Origin of the sequence: Acinetobacter sp. GD03645 (assembly GCF_029845285.1) — a bacterium.
Taxonomy (GTDB): Bacteria; Pseudomonadota; Gammaproteobacteria; order Pseudomonadales; family Moraxellaceae; genus Acinetobacter; species Acinetobacter corruptisaponis.
In genome coordinates this window covers 1-15,085 of record NZ_JAOCLL010000035.1, presented here as the reverse complement: position 1 = coordinate 15,085, position 15,085 = coordinate 1, and the positions used below count along the sequence as shown (strand labels likewise).

Annotated in this window: 14 protein-coding genes, 2 tRNA genes and 1 other RNA gene; 11 read left to right on the top strand and 6 right to left on the bottom strand. The window is 41.4% G+C overall.

What is annotated here, in order from left to right:
• Nucleotides 1-17: 17 nt before the first annotated feature.
• Nucleotides 18-494: an SsrA-binding protein SmpB gene (smpB, locus tag N5J47_RS17670; RefSeq protein WP_279961329.1), complete on the bottom strand. Its 477-nt coding sequence runs from the start codon at nt 492-494 to the stop codon at nt 18-20.
• 129 nt (nt 495-623) lie between these two features.
• On the opposite strand from smpB, the gene coaD reads away from it, so the two are divergent.
• From coaD to N5J47_RS17645, 5 genes are all read left to right on the top strand, one after another.
• On the top strand, nt 624-1,115 hold the full coding sequence (gene coaD, locus N5J47_RS17665) for a pantetheine-phosphate adenylyltransferase (protein WP_004676544.1): 492 nt from the start codon (nt 624-626) through the stop codon (nt 1,113-1,115).
• Nucleotides 1,116-1,379, top strand: coding sequence for a YfhL family 4Fe-4S dicluster ferredoxin (locus N5J47_RS17660; protein WP_004761816.1), 264 nt, complete (start codon nt 1,116-1,118; stop codon nt 1,377-1,379). It abuts the gene before it with no gap.
• Between the two features lie 26 nt (nt 1,380-1,405).
• Nucleotides 1,406-1,761, top strand: an RNA gene (gene rnpB, locus N5J47_RS17655) — RNase P RNA component class A.
• A 62-nt stretch (nt 1,762-1,823) separates the two neighbouring features.
• Nucleotides 1,824-1,900, top strand: a tRNA-Met gene (locus N5J47_RS17650).
• Nucleotides 1,901-2,151: 251 nt separating this feature from the next.
• A tRNA-Met gene (locus tag N5J47_RS17645) sits at nt 2,152-2,228 on the top strand.
• A gap of 102 nt (nt 2,229-2,330) precedes the next feature.
• Here the strand turns inward: N5J47_RS17645 and N5J47_RS17640 are convergent.
• Nucleotides 2,331-3,362, bottom strand: coding sequence for a hypothetical protein (locus N5J47_RS17640; RefSeq protein WP_279961330.1), 1,032 nt, complete (start codon nt 3,360-3,362; stop codon nt 2,331-2,333).
• On the bottom strand, nt 3,355-4,980 hold the full coding sequence (locus tag N5J47_RS17635; RefSeq protein WP_279961331.1) for an NAD+ synthase: 1,626 nt from the start codon (nt 4,978-4,980) through the stop codon (nt 3,355-3,357). Before N5J47_RS17635 ends, N5J47_RS17640 begins: the two co-directional genes overlap by 8 nt.
• A 1,002-nt stretch (nt 4,981-5,982) precedes the next feature.
• On the opposite strand from N5J47_RS17635, the gene N5J47_RS17630 reads away from it, so the two are divergent.
• On the top strand, nt 5,983-6,153 hold the full coding sequence (locus N5J47_RS17630; protein WP_267980216.1) for a hypothetical protein: 171 nt from the start codon (nt 5,983-5,985) through the stop codon (nt 6,151-6,153).
• Between the two features lie 55 nt (nt 6,154-6,208).
• Here the strand turns inward: N5J47_RS17630 and N5J47_RS17625 are convergent, their stop codons facing one another.
• A complete protein-coding gene (locus N5J47_RS17625; RefSeq protein ID WP_279961335.1) occupies nt 6,209-6,730 on the bottom strand; it encodes a hypothetical protein in 522 nt (173 codons plus the stop codon).
• 115 nt (nt 6,731-6,845) lie between these two features.
• Here N5J47_RS17625 and N5J47_RS17620 point away from each other — a divergent pair, with 115 nt between their 5' ends.
• Nucleotides 6,846-8,156 (top strand): hypothetical protein, encoded by a 1,311-nt coding sequence (locus N5J47_RS17620; protein ID WP_279961332.1) that lies wholly within the window; start codon nt 6,846-6,848, stop codon nt 8,154-8,156.
• A gap of 14 nt (nt 8,157-8,170) precedes the next feature.
• Here N5J47_RS17620 and hemJ read toward each other — a convergent pair whose 3' ends face one another.
• A complete protein-coding gene (gene hemJ, locus N5J47_RS17615; RefSeq protein ID WP_004805133.1) occupies nt 8,171-8,623 on the bottom strand; it encodes a protoporphyrinogen oxidase HemJ in 453 nt (150 codons plus the stop codon).
• 18 nt (nt 8,624-8,641) lie between these two features.
• Nucleotides 8,642-9,871, bottom strand: coding sequence for a beta-ketoacyl-ACP synthase II (locus N5J47_RS17610; RefSeq protein WP_279961333.1), 1,230 nt, complete (start codon nt 9,869-9,871; stop codon nt 8,642-8,644).
• Between the two features lie 290 nt (nt 9,872-10,161).
• Here N5J47_RS17610 and N5J47_RS17605 point away from each other — a divergent pair, with 290 nt between their 5' ends.
• The 4 genes from N5J47_RS17605 to fusA all read left to right on the top strand — a co-directional run bounded on the left by N5J47_RS17605 (nt 10,162) and on the right by fusA (nt 15,004).
• Entirely contained in the window at nt 10,162-11,511 is a 1,350-nt protein-coding gene (locus tag N5J47_RS17605; RefSeq protein ID WP_279961334.1) for an EcsC family protein, read from the top strand.
• Nucleotides 11,512-11,681: 170 nt separating this feature from the next.
• Nucleotides 11,682-12,056 (top strand): 30S ribosomal protein S12, encoded by a 375-nt coding sequence (gene rpsL, locus N5J47_RS17600; protein ID WP_004638184.1) that lies wholly within the window; start codon nt 11,682-11,684, stop codon nt 12,054-12,056.
• A 160-nt stretch (nt 12,057-12,216) separates the two neighbouring features.
• Entirely contained in the window at nt 12,217-12,687 is a 471-nt protein-coding gene (rpsG, locus tag N5J47_RS17595; RefSeq protein ID WP_004638185.1) for a 30S ribosomal protein S7, read from the top strand.
• A gap of 178 nt (nt 12,688-12,865) precedes the next feature.
• Nucleotides 12,866-15,004, top strand: a complete 2,139-nt coding sequence (fusA, locus tag N5J47_RS17590; protein WP_267980222.1) for an elongation factor G — start codon at nt 12,866-12,868, stop codon at nt 15,002-15,004.
• Nucleotides 15,005-15,085 lie beyond the last annotated feature (81 nt).

The window sequence follows — 15,085 nt, the reverse complement described above, 5'->3', positions numbered from 1 at the left end:
TAAATGGAGGTTTTTTATTATTTATGCAACATCCTCGCCTTATCCCGCTGCCAGTCGCGGTCTTTTTCCGTGGCACGCTTGTCATGTAACTGTTTACCTTTCACCAGCGCAATCTCCAGCTTAACCAGATGACCTTTCCAATAACAGGCAAGCGGCACACATGAATAACCTTTTTGGTTGACTGCACCCAAAAGCTTTTCCAGCTCACGACGAGACAACAATAACTTACGGGTACGTGTTGATTCAGGAACCACATGCGTTGATGCAGACAATAACGGCTGAATTTGTGAACCAAATAAAAAGGCTTCACCATTTTTAAAGATGACATAGCTTTCGGAAAGTGTCATACGTCCAGCACGCAAGGACTTTACTTCCCAGCCTTGGAGAGACATGCCTGCCTCAAATTTTTCTTCAATAAAGTAATCGTGGCGTGCTCTTTTGTTTTGAGCAATCGTGCCACCACTATGTTTTTTTACGACTGTTGATTTAACCATAATTCAAACTTCCACAATTAGGAACATTGTGCCGTAAAACACAATCTTTTTCCATCGTTTAGGAATTTCGCGTTTAGCTCGAACATTTGTTAAAATACACCCCTTATCTCATTCACTAGAGTACAACGCATGTCTAAAACACGTGTGATTTATCCAGGGACTTTCGATCCAATTACCAATGGGCATGTTGATTTGGTTGCAAGGGCATCAAAAATGTTTGATGAAGTTGTGGTTGCCATTGCAATTGGACATCATAAAAATCCAGTGTTTAGTTTAGAAGAACGTGTTGAGCTCGCAAAAGCATCGCTGAGCCATTTGAATAATGTTGAGTTTGTGGGGTTTGATGGCTTGTTGGTCAATTTCTTCCGTGAGCAGCGAGCAACGGCGGTACTCCGTGGTTTAAGAGCGATTTCAGATTTTGAATATGAGTTTCAGTTGGCCAATATGAACCGTCAGCTCGATCCACATTTTGAATCAGTATTTTTAACACCATCAGAGCAATTCTCATTTATTTCATCAACGCTGGTGAGAGAGATTGCCCGCTTAAAAGGTGATGTGAACAAGTTTGTGCCTGCCGTTGTGGTTGAGGCATTTGAACGAAAACATCAACAAGGTTGGTAAATGTCCTTATATATTACAGATGAATGCATTAACTGTGATGTCTGTGAACCTGTATGTCCGAATGAAGCCATTTATATGGGTGAGCTGATTTATGAGATTAACCCTGCACTGTGTACAGAGTGCGTAGGTCATCATGATCAGCCACAGTGCCAGTTGTTTTGCCCAGTCGATTGTATTCCTCTTGACCCTCAGCATGCTGAATCCCATGATGAGCTCATGGATAAATATAAAAAGCTGACTGCGCAAAAAAATGCGAGCAATTAATTGCTAACTTTGATAAGATGCGCCACGAAGTGGGCTGGACGGTCGCTGCTGTGGAGGTCTCCGTGACTGAAGCAGGGGAGGAAAGTCCGGGCTTCATAGGGCAAGGTGCCAGGTAACGCCTGGGCGGTGAAAGCCGACGGAAAGTGCAGCAGAGAGTAGACCGCCTCATTCGTGAGGTAAGGGTGAAAGGGTGCGGTAAGAGCGCACCGCGTGTCTGGTAACAGTTCACGGCATGGTAAACCCCACCGGAAGCAAGACCAAATAGGAATCCTGAGGTATGGCCCGTACTGGATTCGGGTAGGTCGCTTGAGCGTATGAGTGATTGTACGCCTAGAGGAATGATCGTCCTCGACAGAACCCGGCTTATAGGCCCACTTCCAAGATTTTTTGAAAAATGTGCTTGACGTATGTAGTGAAAGTTAAGATAATGCGCCCACAGTTTTCGGCTATGTAGCTCAGTTGGTTAGAGCACCGCACTCATAATGCGGGGGTCACAGGTTCAAGTCCCGTCATAGCCACCATTTTATAGACCACGCTCCTGCGTGGTCTCTTTTTATCTACTGTTTTTAAAATATTCTGGATTGTTCAGAATCTGAAAATTTCTACCTTATGAATGAGATATTTTCCCTAAATTTTTAGGCTTGCTTAAATGTTTGTTGAAATTTGATCAGTTGAAAATTAAAAGAGTAAAAACTGTGCATATGTTTCGTATTTTCAAAACCATAGACTTGACCAGCTATACGGAACACTAGATAATGCGCTCACAGTTTATGGCTATGTAGCTCAGTTGGTTAGAGCACCGCACTCATAATGCGGGGGTCACAGGTTCAAGTCCCGTCATAGCCACCATTTAAAAAACCACGCTCCTGCGTGGTTTCTTTTTATCTATATGATGTCTATCTGTTATTGTCATTTTAAACCAAAACAGCGTTGTTCTGGTTTATGCACAGGCTATAAATGTTTTTCGATGGTTGCCAAGGTCTGTGGACTTTCATAGAACGGTTTTAGAATTAATGTAATGATTGGCTCTAATACACCATGCTCGTCTAAAGCGGCTACAACTTTTGGATAAAAACGTACGGCCTCATTGAGTAAATCTGTCTCTTCCAGACCAATTGCTGCAAAAACATCTTCCAGACTTTCATCTTTATAGAAATCATAAAAGACTTTTACACCGTACAGGATCAGGTCTTGTATGAAAGAGGACTGGCGTAATTCTTTCCAGTATTCATAGATCATGACAAAGAATTCTTCCACATCCAATGGAGTTACCTGTTTGGTGTATTCTGATAGCGGCTTGGCCTTGTTATCATCCCAAACATTGCGGGCAAGACTTTCCAGATCATCATTAGACAATAGGCTTAAATCAGCCAGTTGCTCCTGAATAAATTTAGCAATACTTTCTTCTAGTTTCTGCTCAATTCGTTGTTGCTGACGGTATGAAAAGCTTTTTAGTTTTTGCTGCCATTCATACTTGCTTTCAGACATTCTGTCTTCATCAGAATGTGAAAACAATTTTGGCAACTTATTCTGTAAGGTTGTGGTGGCAATGTACTGGCACAACTGCTGAATAGACGGGCTTTCTTTTAGGAAATGATTGAGATAGTGGCGGATATTTTCCAGTTCCAGAAATTTGGAAAGCCATATTTCAAACTGCTGATCTGAAAATAAGTCCTGTAACTCTGCTGAAGACTGTAAAGAAAAAACATGCAGCCGTTGAGCAATCTCACCAATAAATTCCAGTAACCCTGCACCAAGCTGCATTTCAAAGGCATAACGCCTAACCACAGCCTGAATTTGCTCCAGTTCAACAACTTCCTTGAGTTGGATGTCTGGCGCATGTTGTATAAAAAGCTGGATAAACTGTTGAAAAAACTCAGTAGAAAGCTGAGTAGTCAGTTGGTTTTTATAAAATGCCACCTGCTCAAGCAAAAGTGCTTGAGCAAGGTGCTGTGACTTTTCAGAAACAATGTGTTCAGTCATTCGCAGTCCATCCATTGACGATAGGGTAACGGCGTTCACGACTGAACGCACGCGAGCTGATACGTGGTCCAATTGCACCTTGGCGACGCTTGTATTCGTTACGGTCAACCAGACGAATGACTTTCTCGACCACTTCAGCTTCATAGCCTTTGGCAATGATGTCTGCCTGACTCAGGTCTTCCTCAATGTAGGCGTACAGGATCGCATCTAGTACATCATAGGCTGGCAATGAGTCCTGATCTTTCTGGTCTGGGCGTAACTCTGCTGATGGTGGACGTGTAATCACACGTTCAGGGATGACAGGCGTTTCATTCAAAGTATTGCGATATTTCGCCAACTCAAACACGATGGTTTTATAGACATCCTTGAGTACAGAGAAACCACCGACCATATCGCCATATAAGGTGCAGTAACCCACTGAAATTTCTGACTTGTTACCTGTGGAAAGGACAAGGTTGCCAAACTTATTTGATAAGCCCATCAACAGAGTACCACGGGTACGTGCCTGCAAATTTTCTTCAGTTGCATCGGCAGGGCTATTGCCAAAGAATGGATAAAGGGTTTGCATGAAACTGTTCACAATTGGATGGATTTCAGCAATGCCAAAGGTTACACCCATACGGCGTGCCTGTTCAGTCGCATCCTCCACACTCATTTGAGAGGTATAGGTATAAGGCATCATCACGGCCTGTACCTTATCTGCACCAATCGCATCCACCGCAATGGCAAGGGTGAGTGCAGAGTCAATACCACCCGATAAACCAAGAATCACGCCAGGGAAGCCTGAACGTTGCACATAGTCACGGGTTGCCATGACCAATGCCTGATAAATTTCAGCAAAAGTGTCGAGGGTAGGCGTAGTTTCTGCGGTTTTAAACAGCTTCTGTTTTGCATCATATTCAGCGAAATAAACAGATTCCTGAAAACTTGGAGCCTGTAAGGCAAGCTGCCCATTATGATTGCTTACAAAACTTGACCCATCAAAAATCAGGTCATCTTGTCCACCAACCTGATTCACGTAAACAATATTTAGGCTAAGCTGTTTTGCCAGCTCATTCAGGGTTTGTACACGGTGCTGAGGTTTACCGACTTCATATGGTGAAGCATTTAAGATCAGCACAGTTTCAACATTAAGCTGGCTTAACTGTTTAACGGTATTCAGTGACCAGACATCTTCACAGATCAGGACACCAAACTTATGCCCTAGATATTCAAAAATCAGGTGCTGATGACCATCCTGAAAATAACGTTTCTCATCAAACACACCGTAGTTTGGCAAGTTATGTTTGTTGTAAACACCTAAAACCTGACCGTCTTTCATTACAGCGGCGGAGTTGTAGCGATGTCCATCCTCAGTCTGGTGCACAAAACCGAACACCATCACAATATCTTTGACTTCGCTTAACTGGGCGAACGCCTTTCGGGTTCGTTTTTGTAGGTTCGGACGAAGTATAAGGTCTTCAGCAGGGTAGCCCAGAGTGGAAAGTTCTGGGAAGATGATCAAGTCAGCCTGTTGTTGTTTCGCTGAATTTGCCTGTTCAACCATCTTTTGAGTATTTGCATCAATATTGCCAATATGCGGAGAGAACTGAGCAAGGGCAACTTTAAAATTTTTCATTCAAACCTAATCCTGAGTTTTAACAAATTATGATATACAAGCTTTTGATTTATATAGGTATAGTTTTAAAAACATTGCTATATCATGGCGCCAAACATTCTATATCTTAAAGAAAAATGACAAGTTTACTAATATATACTAAATGCACATTTTTCTGCGTAAAAATAACAAGTTTTTCTGTATAAAACGGCAACATTTCTCAATGTTTGCGTAGTTATGGTGCATGATTGTGAAGAAATTTCATATAGTCATATAAAGTTTTTTTTCAACCCATCTTTACAGATAGAAATGACATGCGGATTACAAGAAAAAGAAGTGCTGATTTGCCCAATAAAACAATAAAAAAACTGGGTAAATAAAAAGAAAATGGTTTTTAAAGAAATTCATTAAAATTTTTAATTTAATTAATTCAATTGGTTGTGATTTTATGTTTGTTTTTTATACCGTTCGTCGGGAATATCTTTGCGACGCTTGAGTGTACAAATGTACACTGCTATTATCCTAATCAATGTGAACACTTGTACACTTTAATTTAAATCAAGCATGAAAGCATCATGCAGAAAAGAGGTAACAGATATGTCAGTTTTATTATTTCCTGTAGTTGCATTTGGTTTGGCTGTGGTAGTTGGTCGTATTGGTACAGTGATGTTCCAAGAACAAGATCAACAGGCTTAATTATTAAGCTAACTTTGTATTCATTTTAGTGAGGTAAGTATCATGTCAGTTTTATTATTTCCAGTTGTTGCGTTCGGGTTGGCAGTGGTTGTAGGCCGCATTGGTACAGTGATGTTCCAGGAACAGGATCAACAGGCTTAATTGTTAAGCAAATTTTGTATTCATTTTAATGAGGTAAATATCATGTCAGTTTTATTATTTCCAGTTGTTGCGTTCGGGTTGGAAGTGGTTGTAGGTCGCATTGGTACAGTGATGTTTCAGGAACAGGATCAATAGGTTTAAAGCGAACCAGTTAAAACTAAACTTTCAAACAAGATAGGTAAAAATATGGTGATTTCAACAATTTTATTTCCTGTGATTGCTTTTGGATTGGCAATCGGTGTGGGGCGTATAGGTACGATTATTATGGATGATATGCGCAAAGATATGGATTTTACGACTGACCTGGACACCCGTCATGAACTCGATGCTGAAACTCGCAAAGGCTCTATTGCCTAAAGTAGATTGCGGTCTAATAACCTAAAAAGCCCTGTAGATGAAATCACAGGGCTTTTTATTTTTTAATAATATTTGGAATTTTCTTGAAAAAAATATCTCGCGCAATATCGCCTTGCTGCTCAATATTGTAGTCCTCGAAAGCTTTACCCTGAATAAATTGATAACGGTAAGGATTGTATATTTTAAAACTTAGATAATAGCCCAGTTGTAGGATTGCACCTTTCAGAATGACATTGGTCTGTTGCTGGTATTGTAAAATATGTGTCAGCTCGTGAATAAAAATACCCTGTAACGCCACTGAACACCTTGAATAGTCTGGACTGAAAGAGGGTTGACGTGCGAATAAATTGCCATTGGGTGCGATAAAAATATTGGCTGGCTGCCAAGGTAAATAAGGGGTATTAAAAATTCTCACCTGATCATAGTTGATGAGGTTGCCAAAAACTTGCTGTGCAAGCTCCACTTCACCCTGCGTGAGTCCACGGTATTTAAATTGTTCTATTCTAACAATCTGTGAGATGTGAATAATGAATTGAACATATAGGATTTGAATGGCATATTTTAGTTTATTGGACATGATGTTTTTAATCATCTTCATGGTCTTATATGCCTATGATATTATGAATGTGTTCATAAGAAGCATTTCCTGTATCTGCTAAATATAATACCAATTATTTAATATGGGGTATTTTTTGAAAAAATTAAAGATAGTTTTATATGGATCAATTGTTATATTTCTATTGGTCATTACGCTAGTCATTTGGTTACAACGAGATGAGCCTCTCAGCGATATCAGTAATGAGTTGTTCTCTTTACAGTTAGGCTATCAAGCTGATTTAAAAGAACATCCCTATTTTATGATATTGGGAATGGATGCGAAACAGAATATTGATCCGATGTTATTGGGACGACTGCGTTACCATCAATATTGGGCATATTATTTTACATCTCCTTTGATGGGTTGGGAGGATAATAATCGTCTGGAATCAAAGATTACAAGTCGTTTTACTGATGATATTGATGAAGTTACGAAAAAACTTTTATTGGATTTGAATGAGAATAGAGATAAAGGGATTGACTTGAAATTATTAAAAGTCAACGAACAAAAATTGATTTTAGGTTTTAATAGTAATAGATATCTAATTCAAAGGCATCTAAAGATAGTGCAGCAAAAAAATTATAGTGATCTAGCTTTACCTGCGAACTCTCCTTTGTTGAATTATTCAAGTATGCTCAATAGTCACTATCTATATATTTCTAAATTAGCACTTGATCGAAATAATTCTGTGTTAAGAAATTACATTGATAATTTATTGTTACAATATACAAATACGACAAATTTAGTCTATAAAATGATATTACATAGAATGATTGACTCCTCACTTACATTGCTACATTTTTTAGCAAACGAACAAAATACTCCAATCAATGTAACTCCAATGACAGATCAACAATTATCTTATAAAAATGTCTTTGGAGGGGAACTAAATTTTTTAAAAACAAGTTTTCCAAGTTATGAAGATTACATAAGAAATGATTTTACTGATAATGAGGTTCTAGATAACTCATTACCTATGCGAACAATCAGAAAATCAAATTTATTTTTTCTACCCAATATGACAATCAATCAGATTGCTAGCCAGTATTTACCTTATATTAAGTTATCTGAATCTCCCTATGTGAAATTTAAGCAAAGAGTAAATTTAATCAAAGACCAGGAACAGGCTAAACAAACAGTATTCAAGCTTAAAAACTTTATAGGTAATATCCTAGCCAATATTGGGAGCCCAGCTTTTGCGGATTATCTTGTTCGTTCAAGGCTTTTAGATAATAAAATACGTGTATTTAATGTATTGCATAGCGGAAATGATTGGAGTATTGAGCAATTAAACTTGAATAAAGAGGGATATGAGTTCTATAAAACCCAAGATAAACTCTGTATACGTAGTCCTTATTTGAAAAAAGTGGATTGGAATCAGGATAGTTGTCTCGGTATCCAGTAAAGAAAAAACCTCAGTTAGAACTGAGGTTTTACGACTACAAGGATGACCACTGCAAATAGGATCAGTGTAGGCATTTCATTAAAGAACCGCCAAAACTTATGTGATTTGTAGTGGGCATTGCCAATCAGTTTTTTACGGTAATAACCACAGACAAAATGGTAAATTACCAGTAAACCCACCAAACCGACTTTAAGATAAAACCATAACGCTTCATGATAGTGTCGGGTGGCATCTCCCCAGTCCACAAGGAAATGGGCGGTGATGAGTGTGGCAATCATGGAGGGCCACATAATGCCACGGTACAACTTACGTTCCATGACCTCAAAGCGCTGATGACTGACAGCATCTTCACTCATCGCATGGTAAACATAAAGACGAGGCAGATAGAACAACGCAGCGAACCAACAAACCACAGCGATAATATGTAATGCTTTTACCCACAAGAAAGCATCAGAAGGTGCATCCATCGATCATCCTAGGTGGGATTATGCATCCCACTTCTTGAAAATGAGGCAGGCGTTTACACCGCCAAAGCCAAAACTGTTACTCATGACAGTATTCAGTTTTGCATCACGTTTTTCAAGTACAATATCGAAACCCTGTGCGCCCTCATCCAGTTCTGTGACGTTGATATTTGGCGCAATAAAGTCATTTTGCATCATCAGTACAGAATAAATTGCTTCCTGAACACCAGCGGCACCCAGACTATGACCCGTCATGGATTTGGTTGAGCTTAATGGTGGAACCTGACCCTCACCAAAAGCACGTTCCATTGCCTTAAGCTCAGTCACATCACCAGCAGGGGTGGAGGTACCATGCGTGTTGACATAATCAATATGCTCAACACCCTGTTGTTTGGCTTCTTCCAGTGCCATGAGGATACAGCGGGTCGCACCTTCACCACTTGGCGCAACCATGTCAGCACCATCACTATTCGCTGCATAACCGATAACTTCCGCCAAAATTTTAGCACCGCGGGCCTGGGCATGTTCCAGCGATTCAAGTACGACAAAACCGCCACCACCTGCAATGACGAAACCATCGCGGTCTTTTGAATAAGGACGTGAAGCTGTTTCAGGACTGTCATTATATTTAGAACACAATGCGCCCATTGCATCAAACAACAGGCTTTGAGACCAGTGATCCTCTTCACCACCACCTGCCAGCATCAGGTCCTGTTTGCCCAATTGGATCAGGTTGTAAGCATAGCCAATCGCATCCGCAGATGTCGCGCATGCGCTGGTAATGGAGTGGGCAATCCCCTGAAGTTTTAATGACACACCAACGTTTGCAGTAATGGTGTTGCTCATATTGCGGGGAACATAAAAAGGACCGATTTTACGTGCGCCTTTTTCCTCTAAAAGTTTCACCATTTCAGCAACAGAGGCGGTTGAGTTACCACCACTACCACCTGCAATGCCATAACGTGGGTTATTGGCCAGGTCTTCCTGTTTAAGGCCTGCATTTTCTACCGCCGCAATCGCCGCATTGTAGGCATACATGGCACAGACACCCATAAAACGTTTAATTTTACGGTCAATGCCATCAAAATCCTGAACAGCTGCCGCGCTGACATGGCTCTTGAAATTAAGTTCAGCATAAGTTGGGTTAAAACGTGTCCCAGAGATTCCATTTTTTAAAGAATGAGTGACCTCTTCCAAAGAGTTACCGATGCATGAGTTAATGCCCATACCAGTGATTACAACACGTTTCATTTACAGATCCCTTTTATGGTAATGCTAAGCCATGTGCGATGATCGTTATTCATAAATCAGGAGAATATAACGATTAAAACGGCTTATAAGTGAATGACACCATGATAGCAGAAAGGTTTTTTATTTCTTATGGCAAATTTTATGCCTATTTCCAGTTGTGTAAATATTGGTAAATATCAGTCATGTTGTGACGAAACGTAATGAAAGTACACACATAAAAGTTGAGATAAATAGATATTCAACCTAGTATCTACCTAGAAATGCACACAATTACAGAGCAGAGGTACTTGATGACAAAATCCCAAAATAAGCAATCTTCAGGTTTATTGGCACAGGCCTTTGGAGTGGCTAAAAAGCTCAGTTCAGAATTACAAAAACGTCAGGTTGCCCCAACGACTTCCGCAGCGGAACTCGCCCATTCATCCAATGTGGTTGAGGGCAGTGCACGCTTCAAAAGTCCATTTGATGTGGAGAAGTATGAAACGCCACAACAGATGCTGCGCCAGCAACTACCTAAGCTGTCAAACCAGTTATTGGGTCGTCATTACACAAGGGTCAATAATTTCGCTACCTTTATATCACCAGACCTGGGTGAAAAGGTTTCTGATTACCTGTTTCAATGGCTAAATGAATTTAGTTCCAATAGTTCGCTTACAGAGAAAATTCTTGAGGAGGCGGGGGTGAAAGACATTGCTGAACTCACCAAGGATACAGGTCGTTCCCAGCGTCTAAGTCAGGCCTTGATTGAACAGAACAAGCTTTTGGCCGCGGCGCAGGGTTTGATTACAGGTGCAACAGGGGTGTGGGGTGCCGCAATAGACATTCCTGCCTCTATCGTTCTGGCATTGAGAACCGTGTATCAAACTGGTCGTTCTCATGGCTTTGACCTCACTGAGGATGCAGATCAGGAAATAGTCGCATTTATTTTCAAGGAAATTGATTTGAGCCTTGTGGCGGAAAAGCAAACCTTGCTACTTGCATTGAAAGCATTGAAATCCATGCTGGAAACCCATGACCTGCAACAGTTCCAGCAATTATTGGGTTCAAACAACGATATTGAAATGATCAAGAAATGGCTGGTTGATGATGAGGGACAGTTTAAGTGGGGATGGCTCAACCATATTCCCCAGGCCTCTGTGATTGGCAAGCTGACTCCTGTGGCGGGTGCGGCACTGGGTGGCTTTTATAGCTGGAAACTGCTTGAGGATGTAGGGCATAAGTCTCAGTCAGTATTTGGTGCCGCACGTTTCTATTTAAATGAGCACCCAAATGAAAATATTTCCCCGTTAGAGGCTTATTACAAGGCCGAAGCCTTGCTTCGCAAGGCAAGTCCAAAGCTGTTAAATGCGGCTGAAACTGAATCACATAAACCGTTCACAGCAGAAGCAACTAAAAATGATGTGATTACCCATGTTGAGGTTCAGGCAAAAGAAAATGCTGCCGATCAGCAATCTGTGGAGGAAAAGGTGGAAAATGGTATCCAGCAACTGGCAAGCCAGTATGTTGAAGAGCATGAACATGCTGAACAACAACCTGCCTTGACTGCACAGCAGGATGAGATAATCACAGAAGATGAACCTGAAATCGTGGCTGAACAAAAACCAATTGAGATGGAACCAGCTTCAACAAAACACAGCTAATTTGTTTCATGATGTATTCATACATCAGAACGCAACAAAAACACTAGGAATGGTCAGCATTTGCTCTATTGTGCAATGTTGACCATTTTTACTTCTTGGCTTACAATTGTGTGCCCTTAAAAAGAGGTGTTTTTCTTTTTGAGGTTGTTTAATAACGGGAGAATTGCCAAATGGCAACAACAAATCAGTTGATCCGTAAGGGTCGTACAACTTTGATTGAAAAATCAAAAGTTCCTGCGTTGAAGGCTTGTCCACAACGTCGTGGTGTATGTACACGTGTATATACGACTACTCCTAAAAAACCTAACTCTGCAATGCGTAAGGTTTGCCGTGTTCGCTTAACTTCTGGTTTTGAAGTGTCTAGCTACATCGGTGGTGAAGGTCATAACCTACAAGAGCACAGTGTTGTTCTTATCCGTGGTGGTCGTGTTAAAGACTTACCAGGTGTACGTTACCATACCGTTCGTGGTTCTTTGGACTGTGCTGGCGTTAAAGATCGTAACCAGTCACGTTCTAAATACGGTGCGAAACGTCCTAAGAAGTAATTCTAGGAAAATAGCCCAAGCAACCCTTTAGCGTTTCGCTTGTTTGAATTCTTCATAGATTTGTAATTCAGGCGACGTATAGTAAGGCCAGCGTCATGTACACGACACTTAGTACAACTGCTGGATCATCCTGAAGTGTCATAATATTAGGTGTATTAAAATGCCAAGACGTCGCGTAGTCGCTGCTCGTGAGATCCTTCCAGATCCGAAATTTAGCAGCCAAACAATCGCTAAATTCATGAACCACGTTATGCAGGATGGTAAAAAATCTGTTGCTGAAGGTATCGTTTACGGTGCTTTGGAACGTGTTCAGGAAAAAAACAAAGTAGACCCAGTTGAATTTTTCGAGACTACCCTTGAGAAAGTTCGTCCTATGGTTGAAGTAAAGGCACGCCGTGTTGGTGGTGCTACTTATCAAGTACCTATGGAAGTGCGCCCATCCCGTCGTACTGCCTTGGCTATGCGTTGGTTAGTAGATGCTGCTGCTAAGCGTTCTGAAAAAACGATGGCTTTACGTCTTGCTGGTGAGTTGCTTGATGCAGCTGAAGGTAAAGGTGCTGCGATCAAAAAACGTGAAGACGTGCATCGTATGGCTGAAGCCAACAAAGCCTTCTCTCACTACCGTTTCTAAACGGATAAAACAGTCCCTAATCAGGAGAATATTCATGCGTACTGCGGCTCGGTTCAACATCGCTCTTTATCAAAGTGGGAGCTTTGCGGGTATTTAAGTTGCCTGCGTGTATATTCGTGCGCATCAATCTAATTGATGCGTCCTGTTTTAAAGATAACATTTAGGAATGTAAGACATCATGGCTCGCCAAACCCCAATTACTCGTTACCGTAACATCGGTATCTCTGCGCATATTGACGCAGGTAAAACAACTACAACTGAACGTATCCTGTTCTACACAGGTGTATCTCACAAAATCGGTGAAGTACATGATGGTGCAGCAACAATGGACTGGATGGAGCAAGAGCAGGAGCGTGGTATTACAATTACCTCTGCTGCGACAACTTGTTTCTGGTCTGGTATGGGCAACCAGTTTGAGCAACACCGTATCAACGTGATTGATACCCCAGGACACGTTGACTTCACAATCGAAGTTGAACGTTCTATGCGTGTACTTGACGGTGCGTGCATGGTGTACTGTGCGGTAGGTGGTGTACAACCTCAGTCTGAAACTGTATGGCGTCAGGCAAACAAATATAAAGTGCCTCGTTTGGCATTCGTGAACAAGATGGACCGTACAGGTGCCAACTTCTTCCGTGCCGTTGAACAGGTAAAAACACGTTTGGGCGGTAACCCTGTGCCAATCGTTGTGCCAATCGGTGCTGAAGATACATTCGCAGGTGTTGTTGACCTGATCGAAATGAAAGCGATTATCTGGGATGAAGCATCTCAGGGTATGAAGTTCGAATACGGCGATATTCCAGCTGATCTCGTTGATACTTCTAACGAATGGCGTACCAAGATGGTTGAGGCTGCTGCCGAAGCTTCTGAAGAGTTAATGGACAAGTACCTTGAAGAGGGTGACCTTTCTAAAGAAGACATCATCGCTGGTCTTCGTGCTCGTACATTGGCGTCTGAAATCCAGGTTATGCTTTGTGGTTCAGCGTTCAAGAACAAGGGTGTTCAACGTATGTTGGATGCTGTAATTCAATTCCTGCCTTCTCCAACAGAAGTTAAGGCAATTGAAGGTATTCTTGACGACAAAGACGAAACTAAAGCGTCTCGTGAAGCATCTGACGAAGCTCCGTTCTCTGCACTTGCGTTCAAGATCATGAACGACAAGTTCGTAGGTAACCTGACTTTCGTACGTGTTTATTCTGGTGTACTTAAACAAGGTGACCCAGTTTATAACCCAGTGAAGTCTAAGCGTGAACGTATTGGCCGTATCGTGCAAATGCACGCGAACGAGCGTCAGGACCTTGAAGAAATTCGTGCAGGTGATATCGCAGCGTGTGTAGGTCTTAAAGACGTAACCACGGGTGATACACTGTGTGATGAGAAAAATGTCATTACACTTGAGCGTATGGAATTCCCAGAGCCAGTAATTTCATTGGCTGTTGAACCAAAAACTAAAGCTGACCAAGAAAAAATGTCAATTGCTTTAGGTCGTTTGGCGAAAGAAGATCCATCATTCCGCGTTCGTACAGATGAAGAGTCTGGCCAAACGATCATTGCTGGTATGGGTGAGCTTCACCTTGACATCATCGTTGACCGTATGAAGCGTGAATTCGGTGTTGAAGCGAACATTGGTAAACCAATGGTTGCCTACCGCGAAACAATCAAAAAGACTGTTGAGCAAGAAGGTAAGTTTGTTCGTCAAACAGGTGGTAAAGGTAAATTCGGTCATGTATATGTTCGTTTAGAGCCTATGGATGTTGAAGAAGCTGGTAAAGAATATCAATTCGCTGAAGAAGTTGTAGGTGGTACTGTACCTAAAGAATTCTTCGGTGCGGTTGATAAAGGTATTCAGGAACGCATGAAGAATGGTGTCTTGGCTGGTTACCCTGTTGTGGGTATTAAAGCGACATTGTTTGATGGTTCTTACCATGATGTCGACTCTGATGAATTGTCGTTCAAAATGGCAGGTTCTTATGCATTCCGTGATGGTTTCATGAAAGCAGACCCTGTTCTTCTTGAGCCAATCATGAAAGTTGAAGTGGAAACTCCAGAAGACTACATGGGCGATATCATGGGTGACTTAAACCGTCGTCGTGGTATGGTTCAAGGTATGGATGATCTTCCTGGTGGAACGAAAGCGATTAAGGCAGAAGTTCCTCTTGCTGAGATGTTTGGTTACGCAACTCAAATGCGTTCTATGTCTCAAGGTCGTGCGACTTACTCTATGGAATTCTCTAAATACGCTGAAACTCCACGTAACGTGGCTGAAGGCATCATCGCTAAGTTCCAGGCTGGCGGTAAAAAAGGTGACGACGAGTAATCTTTCGATTACTATATTACCCAACTAAAATCTAGTTAAAAAACCAAGCGCTCATGGGTGACCCTCATGAGCAGTTTAAAA

Coding starts and splice junctions, on each gene's coding strand:
- N5J47_RS17630 (WP_267980216.1), top strand. CDS start 5,983: ATGGTGATTTCAACAATTTTATTTCCTGTGATTGCTTTTGGATTGGCA.
- N5J47_RS17625 (WP_279961335.1), bottom strand. CDS start 6,730: ATGTCCAATAAACTAAAATATGCCATTCAAATCCTATATGTTCAATTC.
- N5J47_RS17605 (WP_279961334.1), top strand. CDS start 10,162: ATGACAAAATCCCAAAATAAGCAATCTTCAGGTTTATTGGCACAGGCC.
- N5J47_RS17640 (WP_279961330.1), bottom strand. CDS start 3,362: ATGACTGAACACATTGTTTCTGAAAAGTCACAGCACCTTGCTCAAGCA.
- fusA (WP_267980222.1), top strand. CDS start 12,866: ATGGCTCGCCAAACCCCAATTACTCGTTACCGTAACATCGGTATCTCT.
- N5J47_RS17610 (WP_279961333.1), bottom strand. CDS start 9,871: ATGAAACGTGTTGTAATCACTGGTATGGGCATTAACTCATGCATCGGT.
- hemJ (WP_004805133.1), bottom strand. CDS start 8,623: ATGGATGCACCTTCTGATGCTTTCTTGTGGGTAAAAGCATTACATATT.
- coaD (WP_004676544.1), top strand. CDS start 624: ATGTCTAAAACACGTGTGATTTATCCAGGGACTTTCGATCCAATTACC.
- smpB (WP_279961329.1), bottom strand. CDS start 494: ATGGTTAAATCAACAGTCGTAAAAAAACATAGTGGTGGCACGATTGCT.
- rpsG (WP_004638185.1), top strand. CDS start 12,217: ATGCCAAGACGTCGCGTAGTCGCTGCTCGTGAGATCCTTCCAGATCCG.
- rpsL (WP_004638184.1), top strand. CDS start 11,682: ATGGCAACAACAAATCAGTTGATCCGTAAGGGTCGTACAACTTTGATT.
- N5J47_RS17635 (WP_279961331.1), bottom strand. CDS start 4,980: ATGAAAAATTTTAAAGTTGCCCTTGCTCAGTTCTCTCCGCATATTGGC.
- N5J47_RS17660 (WP_004761816.1), top strand. CDS start 1,116: ATGTCCTTATATATTACAGATGAATGCATTAACTGTGATGTCTGTGAA.